The 21,344-nt window shown below is 68.3% G+C and carries 23 protein-coding genes; all 23 read right to left on the reverse strand.

Going from position 1 to position 21,344, the window contains the following annotated elements:
- Positions 1-83: 83 nt before the first annotated feature.
- The 23 genes from ML5_RS03060 to ML5_RS03170 all read right to left on the reverse strand — a co-directional run bounded on the left by ML5_RS03060 (position 84) and on the right by ML5_RS03170 (position 20,926).
- Positions 84-269, reverse strand: a complete 186-nt coding sequence (locus ML5_RS03060; protein WP_007073023.1) for a type Z 30S ribosomal protein S14 — start codon at positions 267-269, stop codon at positions 84-86.
- Position 270: 1 nt separating this feature from the next.
- Complete coding sequence (rplE, locus tag ML5_RS03065; RefSeq protein WP_013288625.1) at positions 271-840, reverse strand: 50S ribosomal protein L5; 570 nt, start codon at positions 838-840, stop codon at positions 271-273.
- Positions 840-1,160, reverse strand: coding sequence for a 50S ribosomal protein L24 (rplX, locus tag ML5_RS03070; RefSeq protein WP_013288626.1), 321 nt, complete (start codon positions 1,158-1,160; stop codon positions 840-842). Before rplX ends, rplE begins: the two co-directional genes overlap by 1 nt.
- Positions 1,157-1,525 carry a 50S ribosomal protein L14 gene (gene rplN, locus ML5_RS03075; protein ID WP_007073026.1) on the reverse strand — a complete coding sequence of 123 codons (369 nt, stop codon included), beginning with the start codon at positions 1,523-1,525 and terminating at the stop codon, positions 1,157-1,159. The genes rplX and rplN overlap by 4 nt, the downstream gene beginning before the upstream one ends.
- 98 nt (positions 1,526-1,623) lie before the next feature.
- On the reverse strand, positions 1,624-1,899 hold the full coding sequence (rpsQ, locus tag ML5_RS03080) for a 30S ribosomal protein S17 (RefSeq protein WP_013288627.1): 276 nt from the start codon (positions 1,897-1,899) through the stop codon (positions 1,624-1,626).
- Entirely contained in the window at positions 1,896-2,132 is a 237-nt protein-coding gene (rpmC, locus tag ML5_RS03085) for a 50S ribosomal protein L29 (protein ID WP_013288628.1), read from the reverse strand. Before rpmC ends, rpsQ begins: the two co-directional genes overlap by 4 nt.
- Positions 2,132-2,557: a 50S ribosomal protein L16 gene (rplP, locus tag ML5_RS03090; protein ID WP_007465292.1), complete on the reverse strand. Its 426-nt coding sequence runs from the start codon at positions 2,555-2,557 to the stop codon at positions 2,132-2,134. Before rplP ends, rpmC begins: the two co-directional genes overlap by 1 nt.
- A gap of 3 nt (positions 2,558-2,560) precedes the next feature.
- Positions 2,561-3,448: a 30S ribosomal protein S3 gene (rpsC, locus tag ML5_RS03095; protein WP_013473694.1), complete on the reverse strand. Its 888-nt coding sequence runs from the start codon at positions 3,446-3,448 to the stop codon at positions 2,561-2,563.
- Complete coding sequence (gene rplV, locus ML5_RS03100) at positions 3,448-3,897, reverse strand: 50S ribosomal protein L22 (protein WP_013288630.1); 450 nt, start codon at positions 3,895-3,897, stop codon at positions 3,448-3,450. Before rplV ends, rpsC begins: the two co-directional genes overlap by 1 nt.
- 40 nt (positions 3,898-3,937) lie before the next feature.
- Positions 3,938-4,219, reverse strand: a complete 282-nt coding sequence (gene rpsS / locus ML5_RS03105) for a 30S ribosomal protein S19 (protein ID WP_007073032.1) — start codon at positions 4,217-4,219, stop codon at positions 3,938-3,940.
- Positions 4,220-4,231: 12 nt separating this feature from the next.
- The gene (rplB, locus tag ML5_RS03110; RefSeq protein ID WP_013288631.1) at positions 4,232-5,071 is read right to left on the reverse strand and encodes a 50S ribosomal protein L2; all 840 of its coding nucleotides are present in this window, start codon (positions 5,069-5,071) and stop codon (positions 4,232-4,234) included.
- Between the two features lie 12 nt (positions 5,072-5,083).
- Complete coding sequence (gene rplW, locus ML5_RS03115; RefSeq protein WP_013288632.1) at positions 5,084-5,386, reverse strand: 50S ribosomal protein L23; 303 nt, start codon at positions 5,384-5,386, stop codon at positions 5,084-5,086.
- A complete protein-coding gene (gene rplD, locus ML5_RS03120; protein ID WP_013288633.1) occupies positions 5,383-6,048 on the reverse strand; it encodes a 50S ribosomal protein L4 in 666 nt (221 codons plus the stop codon). Before rplD ends, rplW begins: the two co-directional genes overlap by 4 nt.
- Positions 6,045-6,710: a 50S ribosomal protein L3 gene (gene rplC / locus ML5_RS03125; RefSeq protein WP_013288634.1), complete on the reverse strand. Its 666-nt coding sequence runs from the start codon at positions 6,708-6,710 to the stop codon at positions 6,045-6,047. The genes rplD and rplC overlap by 4 nt, the downstream gene beginning before the upstream one ends.
- An 11-nt stretch (positions 6,711-6,721) precedes the next feature.
- Positions 6,722-7,030, reverse strand: a complete 309-nt coding sequence (gene rpsJ / locus ML5_RS03130) for a 30S ribosomal protein S10 (protein WP_007073037.1) — start codon at positions 7,028-7,030, stop codon at positions 6,722-6,724.
- 355 nt (positions 7,031-7,385) lie between these two features.
- Complete coding sequence (tuf, locus tag ML5_RS03135; protein WP_013288635.1) at positions 7,386-8,579, reverse strand: elongation factor Tu; 1,194 nt, start codon at positions 8,577-8,579, stop codon at positions 7,386-7,388.
- Positions 8,580-8,802: 223 nt separating this feature from the next.
- A complete protein-coding gene (gene fusA, locus ML5_RS03140; RefSeq protein ID WP_013288636.1) occupies positions 8,803-10,899 on the reverse strand; it encodes an elongation factor G in 2,097 nt (698 codons plus the stop codon).
- Between the two features lie 75 nt (positions 10,900-10,974).
- Positions 10,975-11,445: a 30S ribosomal protein S7 gene (gene rpsG / locus ML5_RS03145; RefSeq protein WP_013288637.1), complete on the reverse strand. Its 471-nt coding sequence runs from the start codon at positions 11,443-11,445 to the stop codon at positions 10,975-10,977.
- A gap of 1 nt (position 11,446) precedes the next feature.
- On the reverse strand, positions 11,447-11,821 hold the full coding sequence (rpsL, locus tag ML5_RS03150; RefSeq protein WP_007465318.1) for a 30S ribosomal protein S12: 375 nt from the start codon (positions 11,819-11,821) through the stop codon (positions 11,447-11,449).
- A 500-nt stretch (positions 11,822-12,321) separates the two neighbouring features.
- Positions 12,322-12,693, reverse strand: a complete 372-nt coding sequence (locus tag ML5_RS32525; RefSeq protein ID WP_030269326.1) for a hypothetical protein — start codon at positions 12,691-12,693, stop codon at positions 12,322-12,324.
- A 350-nt stretch (positions 12,694-13,043) separates the two neighbouring features.
- Positions 13,044-13,412, reverse strand: coding sequence for a hypothetical protein (locus tag ML5_RS03160; RefSeq protein ID WP_041784065.1), 369 nt, complete (start codon positions 13,410-13,412; stop codon positions 13,044-13,046).
- Between the two features lie 114 nt (positions 13,413-13,526).
- A complete protein-coding gene (locus tag ML5_RS03165; RefSeq protein WP_013288640.1) occupies positions 13,527-17,414 on the reverse strand; it encodes a DNA-directed RNA polymerase subunit beta' in 3,888 nt (1,295 codons plus the stop codon).
- 80 nt (positions 17,415-17,494) lie between these two features.
- Complete coding sequence (locus ML5_RS03170) at positions 17,495-20,926, reverse strand: DNA-directed RNA polymerase subunit beta (protein WP_013288641.1); 3,432 nt, start codon at positions 20,924-20,926, stop codon at positions 17,495-17,497.
- Between the last annotated feature and the right edge of the window lie 418 nt (positions 20,927-21,344).

Genomic DNA, 21,344 nt, shown 5'->3' on the forward strand with positions numbered 1-21,344 from the left:
TTTCTCGCCGGGGTTCCCCGGGCCAGGCCCGGGGCCTACGGCGAAGAGACAGTTCAGCTGACGCGCCGGAGCGCGCCGGGCTATTACCAGGAAGCCTTGGACACGCCGGGCAGCTCACCGCGGTGGGCCATCTCCCGGATGCACACCCGGCAGAGACCGAACTTGCGGTAGACCGCCTTCGGACGCCCGCACCGCTGGCAGCGGGTGTACGCGCGAACCGAGAACTTCGGCTTCGCGGCCGCCTTGAGGATCAGCGCCTTCTTGGCCATCTCAGTTCTCCTTGAACGGGAAGCCCAGGAGCTTGAGCAGCGCCCGGCCCTCGTCGTCGGTCGTGGCGGTCGTGACCACCGTGATGTCCATGCCCCGCTGGCGATCGATCTTGTCCTGGTCGATCTCGTGGAACACCGACTGCTCGGTCAGGCCGAACGTGTAGTTGCCGTGCCCGTCGAGCTTGCGCCCGTCCAGGCCGCGGAAGTCACGGATACGCGGCAGCGCGATGGAGAGCAGCCGGTCCAGGAACTCCCACATCCGGTCGCCGCGCAGGGTGACCTTCGCGCCGATCGGCATGCCCTCGCGGAGCTTGAACTGCGCGATGGACTTGGTGGCCCGCCGGACCTGCGGCTTCTGGCCGGTGATGGTGGCCAGGTCGCGAACGGCCCCGTCGATCAGCTTGGCGTCGCGAGCGGCCTCGCCGACACCCATGTTGACGACGATCTTGACCAGCCGCGGAACCTGCATCGGGTTGGCGAACTCGAACTGCTTCTGCAGCTCGCCCACGATCTCGTTGCGGTACCGCTCCTTGAGGCGCGGCAGGGTCTTGGTTTCGGTAGCCGTGGTCATCAGAGGTCCTTACCGGTGCTACGCGCGATGCGGACCTTCTGGCCGTTGTCGTCGATCCGGTAGCCGACGCGGGTCGGCTTGCCGTCGGAGTCCAGGACCATCACGTTCGAGACGTGGATCGGGGCCTCCTGGGTGACGATGCCACCGGTCTTGGCGCCACGCTGGGTGGTGCTGATGCGGGTGTGCTTCTTGACCCGGTTCACGCCCTCGACCAGGACCTTGTCCTGCCTCGGGTAGGCCGCGATGACCTTGCCCTTGGCACCCTTGTCCTTGCCGGCGATGACGACGACCGTGTCGCCCTTCTTGACCTTCACGGTCACAACACCTCCGGCGCGAGAGAGATGATCTTCATGAACCGCTTGTCCCGCAGCTCCCGGCCCACCGGGCCGAAGATGCGGGTACCGCGCGGGTCCCCACCGTCCTTGATGATGACGGCGGCGTTCTCGTCGAAGCGGATGTACGACCCGTCCGGCCGCCGCTTCTCCTTGGCGGTCCGAACGACGACGGCCTTGACGACGTCGCCCTTCTTCACACCGGCACCGGGGATCGCGTCCTTGACGGTCGCCACGATGACGTCGCCGATGCTCGCGTAGCGCCGACCGGAGCCGCCGAGCACCCGGATGCACAGGATCTCCCGGGCACCCGTGTTGTCGGCGACGCGCAGTCGCGACTCCTGCTGAATCACGTCTATCTCCTATGTCTGCCGGTTCTCCGGCCGCTCGGGGCGGCCGGAGCCTGGCGGAACCTGCGCCCGACCGAGACCCGGCCGAGCTCGAGCCTTCGCTACTTGGCCTTCTCGAGGATCTCCACGAGCCGCCAGCGCTTGGTGGCGGACAGCGGCCGGGTCTCCATGATCAGGACCCGGTCGCCGATGCCGGCCGAGTTCTGCTCGTCGTGCACCTTCAGCTTGCTCGTACGGCGCATGATCTTGCCGTACAGCGCGTGCTTGACGCGGTCCTCGACCTCGACCACGACGGTCTTGTCCATCTTGTCGCTGACCACGAGGCCCTCGCGGACCTTGCGGCGGGACCGCGCGGGGGCGGTGGTGTTCTCACTCATGATGCAGTCACCTCAGTCGGCGCGGCCGAGAGACCCAGCTCACGCTCACGCATGATCGTGTAGATCCGGGCGATCTCCCGACGGATGACCTGCAGCCGCCGGTTGTTGTCCAGCTGCCCGGTTGCGGCCTGCACGCGGAGGTTGAACAGCTCCGCCTTCGCCTCGCGCAACTTCGTGACCAGCTCCTCCTCGGAGAGCTCACGCAGCTCGGAGGGCTTGACGCCCGCTGCCATCAGGATTCACCCACTTCGCGCGTAACAATGCGGCACTTCATCGGGAGCTTGTGGATCGCGCGACGCATCGCCTCTCGCGCGATCTGCTCGTTGGGGAAGGACATCTCGAAGAGAACCCGCCCCGGCTTCACGTTGGCGACCCACCACTCGGGCGAACCCTTACCGGAACCCATCCGGGTCTCGGCCGGCTTCTTGGTGAGGGCCTGGTCCGGGAAGATCGTGATCCAGACCTTGCCGCCACGCTTGATGTGGCGGGTCATCGCGATACGCGCCGACTCGATCTGGCGGTTGGTCACGTACGCCGGCTCGAGAGCCTGGATCCCGAACTCGCCGAACACCACCCGGTTACCACCCTTGGACGCGCCACTGCGGTCCGGGTGGTGCGGCTTGCGGAAGCCCTTCGGGGGCTTGCGCGGCATCAGCATCTGTCAGCCCTCCTGCTGCGTTTCTGCCGGCTGGTTACCGACCGGAGCCGAGGCGGCTGCGGCGACAGCGCTGCTGTCGACCGGCTCACCGGCCGGCGTCTCCGCCTGCTGCGCGATGGTGGTCGCGGCAGCCCGGCCGGCCTCGGTGCCACCGGCGGTCGTACCGGACGAGCCCGAGCGGCCACGGCGCGGCCGGTCCGGCCGGTCGCCACGGTCACGGCGCGGGCCGCGCGACGGGGCGGCCTCGGCCGGGGCCTCACGGCCCGGGACGGCGTCGCCCTTGTAGATCCAGACCTTCACGCCGATCCGGCCGAAGGTGGTACGGGCCTCGAAGAAGCCGTACTCGATGTTGGCCCGCAGCGTGTGCAGCGGAACCCGGCCCTCGCGGTAGAACTCGGTCCGGCTCATCTCGGCGCCGCCGAGACGGCCCGAGACCTGAACCCGGATGCCCTTGCAGGCGGGGTTCTTCATCGCGGACTGCATCGCCTTGCGCATGGCCCGACGGAAGCTGACCCGGCTGGAGAGCTGCTCGGCGACGCCCTGGGCGACCAGCTGCGCGTCCGACTCGGGGTTCTTGACCTCGATGATGTTCAGCTGGACCTGCTTGCCGGTGAGCTTCTCCAGCTCGCCGCGGATCCGGTCGGCCTCCGCACCCTTACGGCCGATGACGATGCCCGGCCGGGCGGTGTGGATGTCGACGCGGACCCGGTCACGGGTGCGCTCGATGTCGACCTTGGAGATGCCGGCGCGCTCGAGGCCCTTGGACATCATGCGGCGGATCTTGACGTCCTCGCCGATGTAGTCCTTGTAGAGCTTGTCCGCGAACCAGCGGGACTTCCAGTCGGTCGAGATGCCGAGCCGGAACCCGGTCGGGTGAACCTTCTGACCCATTACTCGGCACCCTCCGTCGTGCTCTGCTCCTCAGCGGCCGGCTTGGCCGGAGCGGCCTTCTTCGCCGACTTCTTCGGCGTGGCCGCCGCAACCGCCTCGACCGCCACGGTGATGTGGCAGGTGCGCTTGCGGATCCGGTACGCCCGGCCCTGCGCACGCGGCCGGAACCGCTTCATGGTCGGGCCCTCGTCGACGAACGCCTCGCTGACGAGCAGCGCGTCGGGGTCCAGCCGCTCGTTGTTCTCCGCGTTGGCGATCGCGCTCGCGAGCACCTTGTACACCTGCTCGCTCGCAGCCTGCGGCGCGAACTGCAGCACCGTGAGCGCCTCCTTCGCGGGCAGGCCGCGGACGAGGTTGACCACCCGGCGCGCCTTCATCGGCGAGATGCGCACGTGCCGCGCAACCGCCCGCGCGCCCGGAAGCACCGGAGCGTCGCCCTTTCCTGGCATCGCTGTAACCCCTTGTTCCTCTATCCGTATGCCCGCGGCGTCAGCGCCGGCGGCTCTTCCGGTCGTCCTTCTCGTGACCCTTGAACGTGCGGGTCAGCGCGAACTCGCCGAGCTTGTGCCCGACCATGGCCTCGGTCACGAAGACCGGGACGTGCTTGCGTCCGTCGTGCACGGCGATCGTGTGACCCAGCATCTCCGGGATGATCGTCGAGCGCCGCGACCAGGTCTTGATCACGTTCTTCGAGCCCTTGTCGTTCTGCGTCTCCACCTTCTTGAGCAGGTGGTCGTCGACGAACGGGCCCTTCTTCAGGCTGCGAGGCATGTCTTATCTCCCTCAGCCGCGCTTACGCGTGGCGTAGCGGCGGCGGACGATCAGCCGGTCGCTCGGCTGGCCCTTACGACGGGTGCGGCCCTCGGGCTTACCCTGCGGGTTGACCGGGTGGCGACCACCGGAGGTCTTACCCTCACCACCACCGTGCGGGTGGTCGACCGGGTTCATCGCGACACCACGGACGGTCGGGCGCTTGCCCTTCCACCGCATACGGCCGGCCTTACCCCAGTTGATGTTCGACTGGTCGGCGTTGCCGATCTCGCCGATGCTGGCGCGGCAGCGCACGTCCACGCGCCGGATCTCACCGGACGGCATACGCAGGGTCGCGTACGCGCCCTCACGGCCGAGCAGCTGGATGCCGACGCCGGCCGAGCGGGCCAGCTTGGCGCCGCCGCCCGGACGCAGCTCCACGTTGTGGATGGTGGTACCGACCGGGATGTTGCGCAGCGGCAGGTTGTTGCCCGGCTTGATGTCGGCGCCCGGACCGGACTCGACACGGTCGCCCTGCTTCAGGTCCTTCGGCGCGATGATGTAACGCTTCTCGCCGTCGGCGTAGTGCAGCAGCGCGATGCGCGCGGTGCGGTTCGGGTCGTACTCGATGTGGGCGACCTTCGCCGGCACGCCGTCCTTGTCGACCCGCTTGAAGTCGATCAGACGGTACTGGCGCTTGTGGCCGCCACCGTGGTGCCGCGTGGTGATCCGGCCGTGGGCGTTGCGTCCGCCCTTCTTCGGCAGCGGAGCCAGCAGCGACTTCTCGGGCGTCGACCGGGTGATCTCGGCGAAGTCGGCAACGCTCGAGCCACGCCGGCCCGGCGTCGTCGGCTTGTACTTACGGATAGCCATTGTCTACACCCCTCAGCTGACCGGGCCGCCGAAGGCCTCGATACGGTCACCGTCAGCCAGCTTCACCATCGCGCGCTTGGTGTCCTTGCGCTTGCCGAACCCGGTACGGGTCCGCTTGCGCTTGCCCTCGCGGTTGAGCGTGTTGACCGTCAGGACGCGGACGTTGAAGATCTGCTGGATAGCGATCTTGATCTCCGTCTTGTTGGCGTCCGGGTGCACCAGGAAGGTGTACCAGTTGCGGTTCAGCTCGCTGTAGCTCTTCTCCGAGACGACCGGCGCGACGATGACGTCACGCGGATCGGCGATCGTGCTCACTTGCCATCCTCCTCGGTGGTCTCGGCGGGAACGCCCAGGAACTCGTCCAGGGCCTCCTTGGTGAAGACCACGTCGTCGGCCACCAGCACGTCGTAGGTGTTGAGCTGGCCGGCCTCGATCAGGTGCACCCGGCTGTCCCGCGCGTTGCGCAGGTTCCGCAGCGACACCCAGTTCAGCTCGTCGGTGCTGCTCAGCACGACCAGGACCCGACGGGCCTGGGTCAGCTTGGTCAGCGTGGCCAGGGCCGCCTTGGTGGACGGCTTCTCGCCGGAGACGAACGCCTCGACGACGTGCACCTGGCCGGCGCGGGCCCGGTCGGAGAGGGCGCCACGCAGGGCGGCGGCCTTCATCTTCTTCGGGGTGCGCTGGCTGTAGTCGCGCGGCACCGGGCCGTGGACCACGCCACCGCCGGCGAACTGCGGCGCGCGGGTCGAGCCCTGGCGGGCACGACCGGTGCCCTTCTGCTTGTACGGCTTCTTGCCTCCACCGGAGACCTCGCCGCGGGTCTTCGTCTTGTGCGTACCCTGGCGGGCCGCCGCAAGCTGGGCCACCACGACCTGGTGCATCAGGGCGATGTTGGCCTGCGCGTCGAAGATGTCGGCCGGCAGCTCGACGGAGCCGCTCTTGGCGCCTTCGACGTTGATGACGTCAACGGTGGTCACTTGGCCGCACCGCCCTTCTTCACCTTCGCCTTGGCCGCGGTGCGGACCAGGACCAGCGCGCCCTTCGGGCCGGGGATGGCACCGCGGACGAGCAGGAGGTTGTTCTCGGTGTCGACCGCCTGGACGGTCAGGTTCTGGACGGTGTAGCGCACGCCACCCATCCGGCCCGCCATCCGGGTGCCCTTGAAGACGCGACCCGGGGTCGCGCAGGCGCCGATCGAGCCGGGCGAGCGGTGCTTGCGCTCGACACCGTGGCTGGCACGCAGACCGTGGAAGCCGTGCCGCTTCATCGGGCCGGCGTAGCCCTTGCCCTTGGTCTTGCCGGTCACGTCGATCACGACGCCGGCCGGGAACTCCTCGACCGTGACCTCCTGGCCCGGCGCGTAGTCCGCGGCGTCGGAGGTGCGCAGCTCGACGATGTGCCGGCGCGGCGCGACGTCCGCCTTGGCGTAGTGCCCGGCGATCGGCTTCTTGACCTTGCGCGGGTCGATGACCCCGTACGCCAGCTGGACCGCGGAGTAGCCGTCCTTGTCGGCGCTACGAACCTGGCTCACGACGCACGGGCCGGCCTGAACCACGGTCACGGGCACAACCTTGTTGTTGTCCCAGACCTGGGTCATGCCGAGCTTGGCGCCCAGGATCCCCTTGACTTGCCTGTCCATTTGTCCGGTCCCTACAGCTTGATCTCGATGTCGACGCCAGCCGGCAGGTCGAGGCGCATGAGCGAGTCGACCGTCTTCGGGGTCGGGTCGATGATGTCGATCAGACGCTTGTGCGTACGCATCTCGAAGTGCTCGCGCGAGTCCTTGTACTTGTGCGGCGAGCGGATGACGCAGAAACGGTTGATCTCCGTGGGCAGCGGCACCGGGCCAGCGACCTGCGCCCCGGTACGCGTCACCGTCTCGACGATCTTCCGAGCCGAGGAGTCGACGACCTCGTGGTCATAGGCCTTGAGCCGGATGCGGATCTTCTGTCCCGCCATGGTGGCTTCTGTTCCTTCTCTCGATGCCGCTGTGTTGCGGGCGCCTGTACCGGCTGGCACAGGCCCACTTCCGCCGACCCCCGCGGTCGGGCGTGTCGCGCCCGTGGGCCAGGCTCCGCCCCGGGACTCCGGAGCGATTCTCTGACCACGCGGTGGGTCATGGCGCCGATCGCGGTGACCGCGACCTGGACGCCGCGCGAGGGTGGTTGACCGCCGATGGCGGCCAACCACCCTACGCGAGACAGTCTGACTCCCGGAGGTCCAGCGTCAACCGGACGCAGGTGACCGACTGTCGTTACGCAACCTGACTAGTATGCCGCACGACCGGCGGCAACGCTAATCGGGGTTACCCAGCTCACTTGATGATCTTGGTGACGCGACCCGCGCCGACCGTACGACCACCCTCGCGGATCGCGAACTTCAGGTTCTCCTCCATGGCGATGGGCTGGATCAGCTTCACCGTCATCGAGGTGTTGTCGCCCGGCATGACCATCTCGGTGCCCTCGGGCAGCGTGACGACGCCGGTGACGTCCGTGGTCCGGAAGTAGAACTGCGGGCGGTAGTTCTGGAAGAACGGGGTGTGCCGGCCGCCCTCCTCCTTGGAGAGGATGTAGACCGTCGCCTCGAACTCCGTGTGCGGGGTCGTGGTGCCCGGCTTGATGACGACCATGCCGCGCTCGACGTCCTCGCGCTTGATGCCGCGCAGCAGCAGACCGACGTTCTCACCCGCGCGGGCCTCGTCGAGCAGCTTGCGGAACATCTCGATGCCGGTGCAGGTGGTCTTCATCGACTTCTCACGGATGCCGACGATCTCCACCTCCTCGTTCGGCTTGAGGATGCCGCGCTCGGCGCGACCGGTGACCACGGTGCCGCGACCGGTGATGGTGAAGACGTCCTCGATGGGCATGAGGAACGGCTTCTCGGTCTCGCGCTCCGGCTGCGGGATCGCGGTGTCCACGGCGTTCATCAGGTCCAGGAGCTTCCCGGTCCACTCCGGGTCGCCCTCGAGGGCCTTCAGCGCCGAGACCCGGACGACCGGCAGGTCGTCACCCGGGTACTCCTGCGAGGAGAGCAGCTCACGGACCTCGAGCTCGACGAGCTCCAGGAGCTCCTCGTCGTCGACCATGTCGCTCTTGTTGAGCGCCACGACGATGTACGGCACACCGACCTGACGGGCCAGCAGCACGTGCTCGCGGGTCTGCGGCATCGGGCCGTCGGTCGCCGCCACCACCAGGATCGCGCCGTCCATCTGCGCGGCACCGGTGATCATGTTCTTGATGTAGTCGGCGTGACCGGGGCAGTCGACGTGCGCGTAGTGACGCGCCTCGGTCTGGTACTCGACGTGCGCGATGGAGATCGTGATGCCGCGGGCCTTCTCCTCCGGCGCCTTGTCGATCTCGTCGAACGGCGTGTACGGGTTCAGGTCCGGGTACTGGTCGTGCAGGACCTTGGTGATGGCCGCCGTCAGCGTCGTCTTACCGTGGTCGATGTGACCAATGGTGCCGATGTTGACGTGCGGCTTAGTCCGCTCGAACTTCGCCTTCGCCACTGGTGTCCTCCTGTGGACTTTCTTGGTTCGTTCGCCCCGGCGCGCCGTTCGGCGCTTAGGACTCTGTCGACAGCCTTTCCGGCCGGAAGGCCGGAGAGCTTTTGTGGGTTCTGCGGCGATGAAGCCTACAGGCCCGGTCTCACGCAATCCGATCGAGGTGGCCGCGGGCGGGAGAACCCTCCCGCGACCGCCCTCGTGTCATCGGGTCAGCCGAGGGTGAGCGTCACTCACCCGTCGCCTTGGCGATGATCTCCTTGGCCACCGAGTTCGGAACCTCGGCGTAGGAGTCGAACTGCATGCTGTAGCTAGCCCGGCCCTGGGTCTTCGACCGCAGGTCGCCGACGTAGCCGAACATCTCCGACAGCGGCACCAGAGCCCGGACGACGCGAGCGCCGCTGCGCTCCTCCATCGCCTGGATGATGCCACGCCGGGAGTTGAGGTCGCCGATGACGTCACCCATGTTCTCCTCAGGAGTGGTGACCTCAACGGCCATCATCGGCTCGAGGAGAGCGGGGTCGGCCTTGCGGGCCGCCTCCTTCATCGCCATCGAGCCGGCGATCTTGAACGCCATCTCCGACGAGTCGACCTCGTGGTACTGGCCGTCCACCAGGGTGAGCTTGACGCCCACCAGGGGGAAGCCGGCGAGGATGCCGTACTGCATGGCGTCCTGCGCGCCCGCGTCCACCGAGGGGATGAACTCCCGGGGGATGCGGCCACCGGTCACCGCGTTGGCGAACTCGTACGTCGGGGCGTCGTTGCCGAGCGGCAGCGGCTCCACGCTGATGATCACGCGGGCGTACTGGCCGGAACCACCGGTCTGCTTCTTGTGGGTGTACTCGACCTTCTCCACCTTGCGGCGGATGGTCTCGCGGTACGCCACCTGCGGCTTACCGATGTTCGCCTCGACGTTGAACTCGCGGCGCATCCGGTCGACCAGGATGTCCAGGTGCAGCTCGCCCATGCCGGAGATGACCGTCTGACCGGTCTGGTCGTCCAGCTTGACGCGGAAGGTCGGGTCCTCCTCGGCCAGCCGCTGGATGGCGGTGCTGAGCTTCTCCTGGTCGGCCTTGGTCTTCGGCTCGATGGCCACCTCGATGACCGGCTCCGGGAAGGTCATCGACTCCAGGATGACCGGGTTCGCCGGGTCGCACAGGGTGTCACCGGTGGTGGTCTGCTTCAGACCCTGCACCGCGATGATGTCGCCGGCCTGGGCGGAGCTGCGCTCCTCCCGCTTGTTGGCGTGCATCTGGTAGATCTTGCCGATCCGCTCCTTGCGGTCCTTGGTGGAGTTGATCACCTGAGAACCGGACTCGAGCGTGCCGGAGTAGATCCGGACGTACGTCAGCTTGCCGAGGTGCTTGTCGGTCTGGATCTTGAAGGCCAGCCCGGAGAACGGCTCGGAGACCGAGGGCTTCCGCTGCAGCGGGGTCTCGCCGTCGGTGGCCGTACCCTCGATCGCCGGGATGTCCAGCGGCGAGGGCAGGTACGCGACGACCGCGTCCAGCATCGGCTGGATGCCCTTGTTCTTGAAGGCGGTACCGGTGAGGACCGGGTTGGCCTTGCCGGCGATGGTGGACCGGCGGATGGCGGCCTTGATCTCGTCGACCGAGATCTCCTCGCCCTCGAGGTACTTCTCCATCACCGAGTCGTCGACGTCGGCGAGGGTCTCCATCAGCTTCTCGCGCCACTCGGCAGCCGAGTCGGCGAGGTCGGCCGGGATCTCCTCGACCGCGTAGTCCTCACCCTTCTGGGTCTCGCCGCGCCAGGTCAGCGCACGCATCTCGACCAGGTCGACCACGCCGATGAAGTCGGACTCGGCGCCGATCGGGATCTGGAGGACCAGCGGGGTGGCGTTGAGCCGGTCGATCATCATCTGCACGCAGCGGAAGAAGTCGGCGCCGGTCCGGTCGAGCTTGTTGACGAAGCACATCCGGGGGACGTTGTACTTGTCCGCCTGCCGCCAGACGTTCTCCGTCTGGGGCTCCACGCCGGCCACGCCGTCGTAGACCGCGACCGCACCGTCCAGAACACGCAGCGACCGCTCGACCTCGACCGTGAAGTCGACGTGGCCGGGCGTGTCGATGATCTGGATCGTGTGGCCCTTCCACTCGCACTTGGTGGCGGCGGAAGTGATGGTGATACCGCGCTCCTGCTCCTGCTCCATCCAGTCCATGACGGCGGCGCCCTCGTGGACCTCACCGATCTTGTACGTGATGCCGGTGTAGAACAGGATTCGCTCGGTGGTAGTGGTCTTACCGGCATCGATGTGGGCCATGATGCCGATGTTGCGTACGTTGGCGAGCGCGTCTGCGGCGGCCACTTCAATCCCTACTTATCGTCGTCTCGACACAACTGGTGGCGGTTCCGGCGCCGGTGGGCGCCGGAACCTCAGGTGTTACCAGCGGTAGTGCGCGAAGGCCTTGTTCGACTCGGCCATCTTGTGCGTGTCCTCACGCCGCTTGACGGCGGCGCCGAGGCCGTTGCTCGCGTCCAGCAGCTCGTTCATCAGCCGCTCGACCATGGTCTTCTCGCGCCGCGCCCGGGAGTAGGTCACCAGCCAGCGCAGACCGAGCGTGGTCGCGCGGGACGGCCGGACCTCGACCGGAACCTGGTAGGTGGCGCCACCGACACGGCGGCTGCGCACCTCGAGGGTCGGCTTGACGTTGTCCATCGCGCGCTTGAGCGTGACGACGGGGTCGGTGCCGGACTTCTCGCGGCAGCCCTCCAGGGCGGCGTACACGATGCGCTCGGCGAGCTGACGCTTGCCGCGCAGCAGGATCTTGTTCACCAGCTGGGTGACCAGGGGCGAGTTGTACACCGGGTCAGCGACCAGCGGCTTCCGCGGAGCGGGTCCCTTACGCGGCATGTCAGCTCTTCTCCTTCTTCGCGCCGTAGCGGCTGCGAGCCTGCTTGCGGTTGCGGACACCCTGGGTGTCCAGCGAACCGCGCACGATCTTGTACCGCACGCCCGGGAGGTCCTTCACACGACCGCCGCGCACGAGCACGATCGAGTGCTCCTGGAGGTTGTGGCCGACGCCCGGGATGTAGGCGGTCACCTCGATCTGGCTGCTGAGCTTGACACGAGCGACCTTGCGCAGCGCCGAGTTCGGCTTCTTCGGGGTGGTGGTGTACACACGGGTGCACACGCCGCGCCGCTGGGGAGACCCCTTGAGCGCCGGGGTCTTGGTCTTGGTCGTCTTGGCCTGACGGCCCTTTCGGACCAACTGCTGAATGGTGGGCACCGGGTTTCTCCGCTCCCTTCGGCCGCTGCGAGGCGACCGCGCCGTCTGCTCCAGCCGTCCGGATGGGCGGCTCTCCTACATTTCAACCAGGGCCGCCTGACGGCTCCCCAGCACCCGCGGTCGGGCGTGTCGCCCGAGTCACGGTTCCGGTGCCGGCCGCTCACGCGTCGTACCGGATCTTCCGGTCTTGGTGGTGCGACCGCGCGATCACCGGCTGACCGGTTCCAGCGCACGCACGCATTGCCCGGGCGGGCCCGGGCACAAGGGGAAAGAGTACCTACCACAGCCGCGCCGGTCAAAACGGATGGGTCGGGAAGGACCGCTGTGCGGTCCGCCGCCCGGTCTCCGGGTCGCCGATGCGCCGGTGATGGGCACCTACAGTGACAAGTGTACCGGCTCGTCCGCCGCGCGACCCGGCGGCCCCGACACCGCCCGGCCTTCGGACACCCGGACATACCGCTCAACCCAGGTCACCGGCCGCAGGCGTCGCAGACGCGGCGTCACGTGATCTGCACCACCAGAGCCAGCGCGAGCCCGATCAGGCCGAACAGCACCCCCGCCGCCCCGCAGGAGATTCCCGCCACGGCCAGGCCGGCGCCGGTGAAGCGCACCGACGGCGGCGGCGCCGGCCGCCGGATCTGCCGCCGGGCGAGCAGCCCGGCCACCACCGCGCCGGCGCCGATCAGCCCGCCGAGCACTGTGAACGCGCCGGCCGCCCAGGCGCCGCCGACGTCGCGGCCGGCCAGACCGAAGCACAACACCAGCAGCGACACCCCGATCGCGGCGATGCCTGCGACGAGCGACCCGATCGCCAGGCCGGAGGTGACGGGCGGCACGTCGAGGTGGACCACGCCGAACGGCGTACCCGGCACCGCGTCGACCCGCTTCGGCGGCCGCGGCGTCTCGGCCGGCGGCGGCGGAAGCGCCGGCCCGCCGTGCGGACCCCAGCCGCCGTGGCCGGGCACGCTCGCCGGCGCCGGCCACCCGCCGCCGTGCGCCGGCGGACTCCCCGGGTACGCCCCGTACGGCCCCGGCTGGTGCGCCGGCGCGGACGCGGAACCCGGCGGGTACGGCCCGGGGCGCGGCTGGTCGCCTCCCGGCGGAGCCGGTTCCGTCACGGGGTCCTCCTGTCCACACGCGCCCGCCGCGCGGCGGACACCGGCCAGGCTACCGCCGCCGATCATTGCGGGGTGGGCGGGCGCGGGCCCGCTCCCCCACCGGGTCAGTCGAAGTTCGGCGCGAAGTCGTGGCCGAACGAGGCGTCCGCGGCCCGGACCACGCCGATCACCACCGCCGCGACCACCGCGGCGGCGGTCAGCACCAGACCGGTCCGCGCCATCTGCTCGCCGCGCCGCAGCCAGTCCGCGCCGGTGAGATAACCACCCGAGGCGTACGCCTCCCGGCGCGCCTGCCGGGCGAGCACGAGCGCGATCGTGGCCGGCACCGCGCCGCCGAGGAACAGACCGGTGAGCACGCCGATCAGCCCGAGCGCGAAGACGGCGCGGGCCTTGGTGGAGCGGACCGGCTCCGGGTCGTACGGATGGCGGTACGCCTGCGGCACGACGGGCGCCTGCCCGGGCACGGTCGTCATGCCTCCATCATGCCCCGACCCGGCCGTCCGTCCCGGCGGAAGGCAGCCGGTCCCGGCACTCCGGACGCGACGAGGCCCCCGGCGGATGCCGGGGGCCTCGTCGTTTCCTACTGCTTAGCGGTACGACCCGAAGTCGAAGTCGTCCAGCGGAACCGCCTGGCCGCTGGCCGGCCCGAAGCCGTAGTCGGTCTCCGGGTAGCCGGTCATCGAGTAGACCTTGGCCTTCGCCTCCTCGGTCGGCTCGACCCGGACGTTGCGGTACTTGCTGATGCCCGTACCGGCCGGGATGAGCTTACCGATGATCACGTTCTCCTTGAGGCCGATCAGCGAGTCGCTGCGGGCGTGGATCGCCGCGTCCGTCAGCACCCGGGTGGTCTCCTGGAAGGAGGCCGCCGACAGCCAGGAGTCAGTGGCCAGCGAGGCCTTGGTGATACCCATCAGCACCGGGCGACCGGCGGCGGGCTCGCCACCCTCGCCGACGAGCCGGCGGTTCTCCGACTCGAACAGCGCCCGGTCGACCAGCACGCCCGGCAGGAACTCGGTCGAGCCGGAGTCGATCACAGTCACCCGCTTGAGCATCTGGCGGATGATGATCTCGATGTGCTTGTCGTGGATGAGCACACCCTGCGAGCGGTAGACCTCCTGGACCTCCTGGGTCAGGTGGACCTGGACCGCGCGCGGGCCGAGGATGCGCAGCAGCTCGTGCGGGTCGATGGTGCCCTCGGTGAGCTTCTCGCCGACCTCGACGTGGTCGCCGTCGTGCGCCCGGAGCCGGACCCGCTTCGAGATCTTGTCGTACACGATCTCGTCGCTGCCGTCGTCCGGGATGACCACGATCTTGCGGGACCGCTCGCCGTCCTCGATCCGGATGCGACCCGGGGTGTCGGCGATGGGCGCCTTACCCTTCGGCACCCGGGCCTCGAAGATCTCCTGGACACGGGGCAGACCCTGGGTGATGTCCTCACCCGCGACACCACCGGTGTGGAAGGTACGCATCGTCAGCTGCGTACCCGGCTCACCGATCGACTGGGCGGCGATGATGCCGACCGCCTCGCCGACGTCCACGGTCTTGCCGGTCGGCAGCGAGCGGCCGTAGCACGCACCGCAGACGCCCAGCTTCGACTCGCAGGTGAGCACGCTGCGCACCCGCACCGTCTCGGTCCCGGCGGCGACGATCGCGTCCACCAGGATCGAGTTGATGTCCTGGCCGCGGTGGGCCACCACGGTGCCGTCCGGCCCCTTGATGTCGTCGGCGAGCGTCCGGGCGTGCACGCTGGTCTCGGCGTGCTCGTGCACGACCAGCTTGCCGTCGATGCGCTCACCGACCTGCATCGGGATGGCGCGGTCGGTGCCACAGTCCTCCTCGCGGATGATGACGTCCTGCGAGACGTCCACCAGACGCCGGGTCAGGTAACCCGAGTCGGCGGTACGCAGGGCGGTGTCCGCGAGACCCTTGCGGGCACCGTGCGTGGAGATGAAGTACTCCAGCACGGACAGACCCTCCCGGTAGCTGGCCTTGATCGGCCGCGGGATGATCTCGCCCTTCGGGTTGGCCACCAGACCACGGATCGCCGCGATCTGCCGGAGCTGGAGCAGGTTACCGCGGGCACCCGAGTTGATCATCTTCCACAGCGGGTTCTCCTGCGGCAGCGCGGTGTCCATCTCCTTGGCGACCTCGTTGGTCGCCTTGGTCCAGATCTCGATGAGCTCGCCGCGGCGCTCCTCGGCGGTCATCAGACCACGCTGGTACTGCTTGTCGATCCGGTCGGCTTCCTTCTCGTACCGCTCCAGGATCTCCCGCTTGCGCGGCGGAGCGATGACGTCCTCCATGCCGATGGTGACGCCGGACCAGGTGGCCCAGTGGAAACCGGCCTCCTTGAGCCCGTCCAGGGTGGCCGCCAGGGCCACCTTCGGGAAGCGCTCGGCGAGGTCGTTGACGATCGCGGAGAGCTGGCCCTTGCGGATCTCGTAGTTCACGAAGCGGTAGCCCGGGGGCAGCGTCTCGTTGAACAGGACCCGGCCCAGCGTGGTCTCCACGGTCACCGGCTCGCCCTCGGTCCAGCCCTCGGGGGCGGTCCACGGCTCGGCGCCGGCGCCGTTGTCCACACCGACCACGTCACGCAGCCGGATCCGGACCGGCGTCTGCAGGTGCAGCTCGCCGTTGTCGTACGCCATCCGCGCCTCGGCGTCCGAGCTGAACGCCCGGCCCTCGCCCTTGCCACCCGGGGTGAGGTGGGTGAGGTGGTACAGACCGATGACCATGTCCTGGGTCGGCATGGTGACCGGCTTGCCGTCGGCCGGCTTGAGGATGTTGTTCGACGACAGCATCAGGATCCGCGCCTCGGCCTGGGCCTCGGCGGACAGCGGCACGTGGACCGCCATCTGGTCACCGTCGAAGTCGGCGTTGAACGCGGTGCAGACCAGCGGGTGGATCTGGATGGCCTTGCCCTCGACCAGCTGCGGCTCGAAGGCCTGGATGCCCAGACGGTGCAGGGTCGGCGCGCGGTTCAGCAGAACCGGGTGCTCGCCGATGACCTCTTCCAGCACGTCCCACACGACCGGCCGCTGCCGCTCGACCATCCGCTTGGCGGACTTGATGTTCTGCGCGTGGTTGAGGTCGACCAGCCGCTTCATCACGAACGGCTTGAACAGCTCCAGCGCCATCTGCTTGGGCAGGCCGCACTGGTGCAGCTTGAGCTTCGGGCCGACCACGATGACCGAACGGCCGGAGTAGTCGACGCGCTTGCCCAGCAGGTTCTGGCGGAACCGGCCCTGCTTGCCCTTGAGCATGTCGGACAGCGACTTCAGCGGCCGGTTACCCGGGCCGGTGACCGGACGGCCACGGCGGCCGTTGTCGAACAGCGCGTCGACGGCCTCCTGGAGCATCCGCTTCTCGTTGTTGACGATGATCTCGGGCGCGCCGAGGTCGATCAGCCGCTTGAGGCGGTTGTTCCGGTTGATCACACGCCGGTACAGGTCGTTCAGGTCGGAGGTCGCGAAGCGGCCACCGTCGAGCTGCACCATCGGGCGCAGGTCCGGCGGGATGACCGGGACGCAGTCCAGCACCATGCCGAGCGGCGAGTTGCGGGTGTTCTGGAAGGCCGCGACGACCTTGAGCCGCTTGAGCGCACGGATCTTCCGCTGGCCCTTGCCGGAGCGGATGGTCTCGCGCAGGTTCTCCGCCTCGGCCTCCAGGTCCATGTTCTGGACCAGGGCCTTGATCGCCTCGGCGCCCATGCTGCCGGTGAAGTACTCACCGAAGCGGTCGCGCAGCTCGCGGTAGAGCAGCTCGTCGGTGACCAGCTGCTTCGGCTCCAGCTTGCGGAAGGTGTCGAGGACCTCGTCGAGGCGGTCGATCTCGCGCTGGGCCCGGTCGCGGATCTGGCGCATCTCGCGCTCTCCGCCCTCCTTGACCTTGCGCCGGACGTCCGCCTTCGCGCCCTCGGCCTCCAGCTCGGCCAGGTCGGCCTCCAGCTTGGCGGCCCGCTTCTCGATCTCCGAGTCGCGGCTGTTCTCGGCCTGCCGCTTCTCGGCCAGGATCTCGTTCTCGATGGTCGAGAGGTCGCGGTGACGCGCTTCGGCGTCCACGCTCGTCACGACGTACGAGGCGAAGTAGATGATCTTCTCGAGGTCCTTCGGGGCGAGGTCCAGCAGGTAGCCCAGCCGGCTCGGCACGCCCTTGAAGTACCAGATGTGGGTCACCGGAGCGGCCAGCTCGATGTGACCCATCCGCTCCCGGCGAACCTTGGAGCGGGTCACCTCGACGCCGCAGCGCTCGCAGATGATGCCCTTGAAGCGGACCCGCTTGTACTTACCGCAGTAGCACTCCCAGTCCCGCTGCGGACCGAAGATCTTCTCGCAGAAGAGCCCGTCCTTCTCCGGCTTGAGGGTGCGGTAGTTGATGGTCTCGGGCTTCTTGACCTCGCCGTGGGACCACTGACGGATGTCGTCAGCGGTGGCGAGGCCGATGCGCAGCTCGTCGAAGAAGTTGACGTCGAGCACTATGTCCCCTATGTCGTCGTCTGTACTGCTAGCTAACGAGTGGGATCCGGGGCAGGGTGACCCTGCCCCGGATCACCACCTCAGACCTCTTCGACCGAGCTCGGCTCGCGCCGGGACAGGTCGATGCCCAGCTCCTCCGCCGCCCGGAACACCTCGTCGTCGGTCTCGCGCATCTCCAGGGCCACACCGTCGCTGGAGAGCACCTCGACGTTGAGGCACAGCGACTGCAGCTCCTTGAGCAGCACCTTGAACGACTCCGGGATGCCCGGCTCGGGGATGTTCTCGCCCTTGACGATCGCCTCGTAGACCTTGACCCGGCCCAGGACGTCGTCGGACTTGATGGTCAGCAGCTCCTGCAGGGCGTAGGCGGCGCCGTACGCCTGCATGGCCCAGCACTCCATCTCACCGAAGCGCTGGCCACCGAACTGCGCCTTACCACCCAGCGGCTGCTGCGTGATCATCGAGTACGGGCCGGTCGACCGGGCGTGGATCTTGTCGTCGACCAGGTGGTTGAGCTTCAGGATGTAGACGTAGCCGACCGCGATCGGGTCCGGCAGCGGCTCGCCGGAACGACCGTCGAACAGCTGCGCCTTGCCGCTGCCCCCGATGAGCTGGTTGCCGTCCCGGTTGGGCAGGGTCGACGCCAGCAGGCCGGAGATCTCCTCCTCGCGGGCACCGTCGAAGACCGGCGTGGCCACGTTGGTGTCCGGCTCGGACTCGTGCGCGTTGATCGAGCGGAGCTGGCGCTTCCACTCGGCGTCGTCGCCGTCCACGCTCCAGCCGGTCTTGGCAACCCACCCGAGGTGGGTCTCCAGGACCTGGCCGATGTTCATCCGGGACGGCACACCGAGCGGGTTCAGCACGATGTCGACCGGGGTGCCGTCCTCCAGGAACGGCATGTCCTCGATCGGCAGGATCTTGGAGATGACGCCCTTGTTGCCGTGGCGGCCCGCGAGCTTGTCACCGTCCTGGATCTTGCGCTTCTGGGCCACGTAGACCCGGACCAGCTCGTTCACGCCCGGGGGCAGCTCGTCGCCGTCCTCGCGGGAGAAGGTACGCACACCGATGACCGTGCCGGTCTCGCCGTGCGGCACCTTCAGCGAGGTGTCCCGGACCTCGCGCGCCTTCTCACCGAAGATCGCGCGGAGCAGCCGCTCCTCGGGGGTCAGCTCGGTCTCACCCTTCGGGGTGACCTTGCCGACCAGGATGTCGCCGGGGACGACCTCGGCGCCGATCCGGATGATGCCGCGCTCGTCGAGGTCGGCGAGCATCTCCTCGCTGACGTTCGGGATGTCGCGGGTGATCTCCTCCGGGCCGAGCTTGGTGTCCCGGGCGTCGACCTCGTGCTCCTCGATGTGGATCGAGGTGAGCACGTCCTGCTGCACGAGGCGCTGCGACAGGATGATCGCGTCCTCGTAGTTGTGGCCCTCCCAGCACATGAACGCCACCAGCAGGTTGCGTCCGAGCGCCATCTCGCCCTCGTCGGTGCACGGACCGTCGGCGATGACCTGACCGGCCTCGACGCGGTCGCCCTCGAAGACGACCGGCTTCTGGTTGACGCAGGAGCCGGCGTTGGAGCGGCGGAACTTGTGCAGCAGGTACGTACGGCGGTGGCCGTCGTCCTGGTGGACGGTGATGTAGTCCGCGCACAGGTCCTCGACCACACCGCCGACCTCGGCGACGACGACGTCACCGGCGTCGACCGCGGCGCGGTACTCCATGCCCGTACCGACCAGCGGAGCCTCGGCCTTGACCAGCGGCACCGCCTGACGCTGCATGTTCGCACCCATGAGCGCGCGGTTGGCGTCGTCGTGCTCCAGGAACGGGATCATCGCGGTGGCGACCGAGGTCATCTGCCGCGGCGACACGTCCATGTAGTCCACGGCGCCCGGCGCGACGTCCTCGGTCTCGCCGCCCTTACGGCGGACCAGGACGCGGTCCTCGGCGAAGGTGCCGTCCGACTTCAGCGGGGCGTTTGCCTGCGCCTTGACGAACCGGTCCTCCTCGTCCGCGGTCAGGTAGTCGATCTGGTCGGTGACCCGGCCGTCGATGACCTTCCGGTACGGCGTCTCGATGAAGCCGAACGGGTTGACCCGGGCGAACGTGGACAGGGCGCCGATCAGGCCGATGTTCGGGCCTTCCGGCGTCTCGATCGGGCACATCCGGCCGTAGTGGGACGGGTGCACGTCCCGGACCTCGAAGCCGGCCCGCTCGCGGGACAGACCACCCGGGCCGAGCGCGCTCAGCCGGCGCCGGTGGGTCAGGCCCGCCAGCGGGTTGGTCTGGTCCATGAACTGGGACAGCTGCGACGTACCGAAGAACTCCTTGATCGCCGCCACCACCGGGCGGATGTTGATCAGGGTCTGCGGCGTGATCGCCTCGACGTCCTGGGTGGTCATCCGCTCGCGGACGACCCGCTCCATCCGGGAGAGACCCACCCGGACCTGGTTCTGGATCAGCTCGCCCACGGTACGCAGGCGACGGTTGCCGAAGTGGTCGATGTCGTCGGCCTCGTAGCCCTCCTCACCGGCGTGCAGCCGGCAGAGGTATTCCACGGTGGCGACGATGTCGTCCTCGGTGAGCGTGCCGGTGGTGATCGGCACGTCCAGCTCGAGCTTCTTGTTGAACTTGTAGCGCCCGACCTTGGCGACGTCGTACCGCTTCGGGTTGAAGAAGAGGTTGTCGAGCAGGGTCTGGGCGTTCTCACGGGTCGGCGGCTCGCCAGGGCGGAGCTTCCGGTAGATGTCGAGCAGGGCCTCGTCCTGGCCGGCGATGTGGTCCTTCTCGAGCGTGGTCATCATGAGCTCGGACCAGCCGAACTTCTCACGGATGCGCTCGGCGGACCACCCGATGGCCTTGAGCAGGACGGTGACGGCCTGGCGGCGCTTGCGGTCGATGCGAACGCCGACCGTGTCGCGCTTGTCGATGTCGAACTCCAGCCAGGCACCCCGGCTCGGGATGACCTTGACGCTGGAGAGGTCGCGGTCGGAGGTCTTGTCCGGCTGCTTGTCGAAGTACACGCCCGGCGAGCGGACGAGCTGGCTGACCACGACGCGCTCGGTGCCGTTGATGATGAAGGTGCCCTTCGGCGTCATCATCGGGAAGTCACCCATGAACACCGTCTGGCTCTTGATCTCGCCAGTGGTGTTGTTGGTGAACTCCGCGGTCACGAACAGCGGCGCGCAGTAGGTCAGGTCCTTCTCCTTGCACTCCTCGATCGAGGCCTTGACCTCGTCGAAGCGCGGAGCCGAGAAGGAGAGCGACATGGTGCCGGAGAAGTCCTCAATGGGACTGATCTCGTCGAGGATCTCCGCGAGACCCGAGCGTGCGTGCGGGTCGTCCGCCGACCGGCCCTGCCAAGCCTCGTTGCCGACGAGCCAGTCGAAGGACTCGTTCTGGATGGCGAGGAGGTTGGGGACCTCGAGGTGTTCGGTGATCCGACCGAAAGAAACTCGGCGGGGCGCGAATGCGCTCGACGTACGACTGGTCTTCGCAGGGCGGGAAGCTGCCAAGATGCGTCCTTCCGAGGACCGGTGCTGCAGAACGGCTGGTACGCGTGCACTCCAATGACCCCACCAGAAATATCCACAATCGGACATTTCCGAGCAGGGGTCAAGTCGGAAGGCAGCGCAAACTAGCAGTGTAGCCGAGAGGCTAACCGCTGTCCAGCCCACCCCGCAGGTCGTCGCGGAACAAGCCCTGGGACCTCGGAAAACCGGGTCGACCGGGCCGCTCGGAACGCGACGCTCCTGCCGGTCCGCCCGGGAGCCGCGGCGGCGGTGCTGCCGTTGCCTTACCCGAGAGGCGGCCGTTGCAAGCGCGGAAGGTCTTGCTGATGTTCAGCGTGCCTGGCAGGCCCGTGCCGCGTCAAGGGCCGGTTACTGCTCGGGGTGTCTTTCCCACCGACGGGCTACCGACAGACGTCGCTGA

Origin of the sequence: Micromonospora sp. L5 (assembly GCF_000177655.2) — a bacterium.
Taxonomy (GTDB): Bacteria; Actinomycetota; Actinomycetes; order Mycobacteriales; family Micromonosporaceae; genus Micromonospora; species Micromonospora aurantiaca.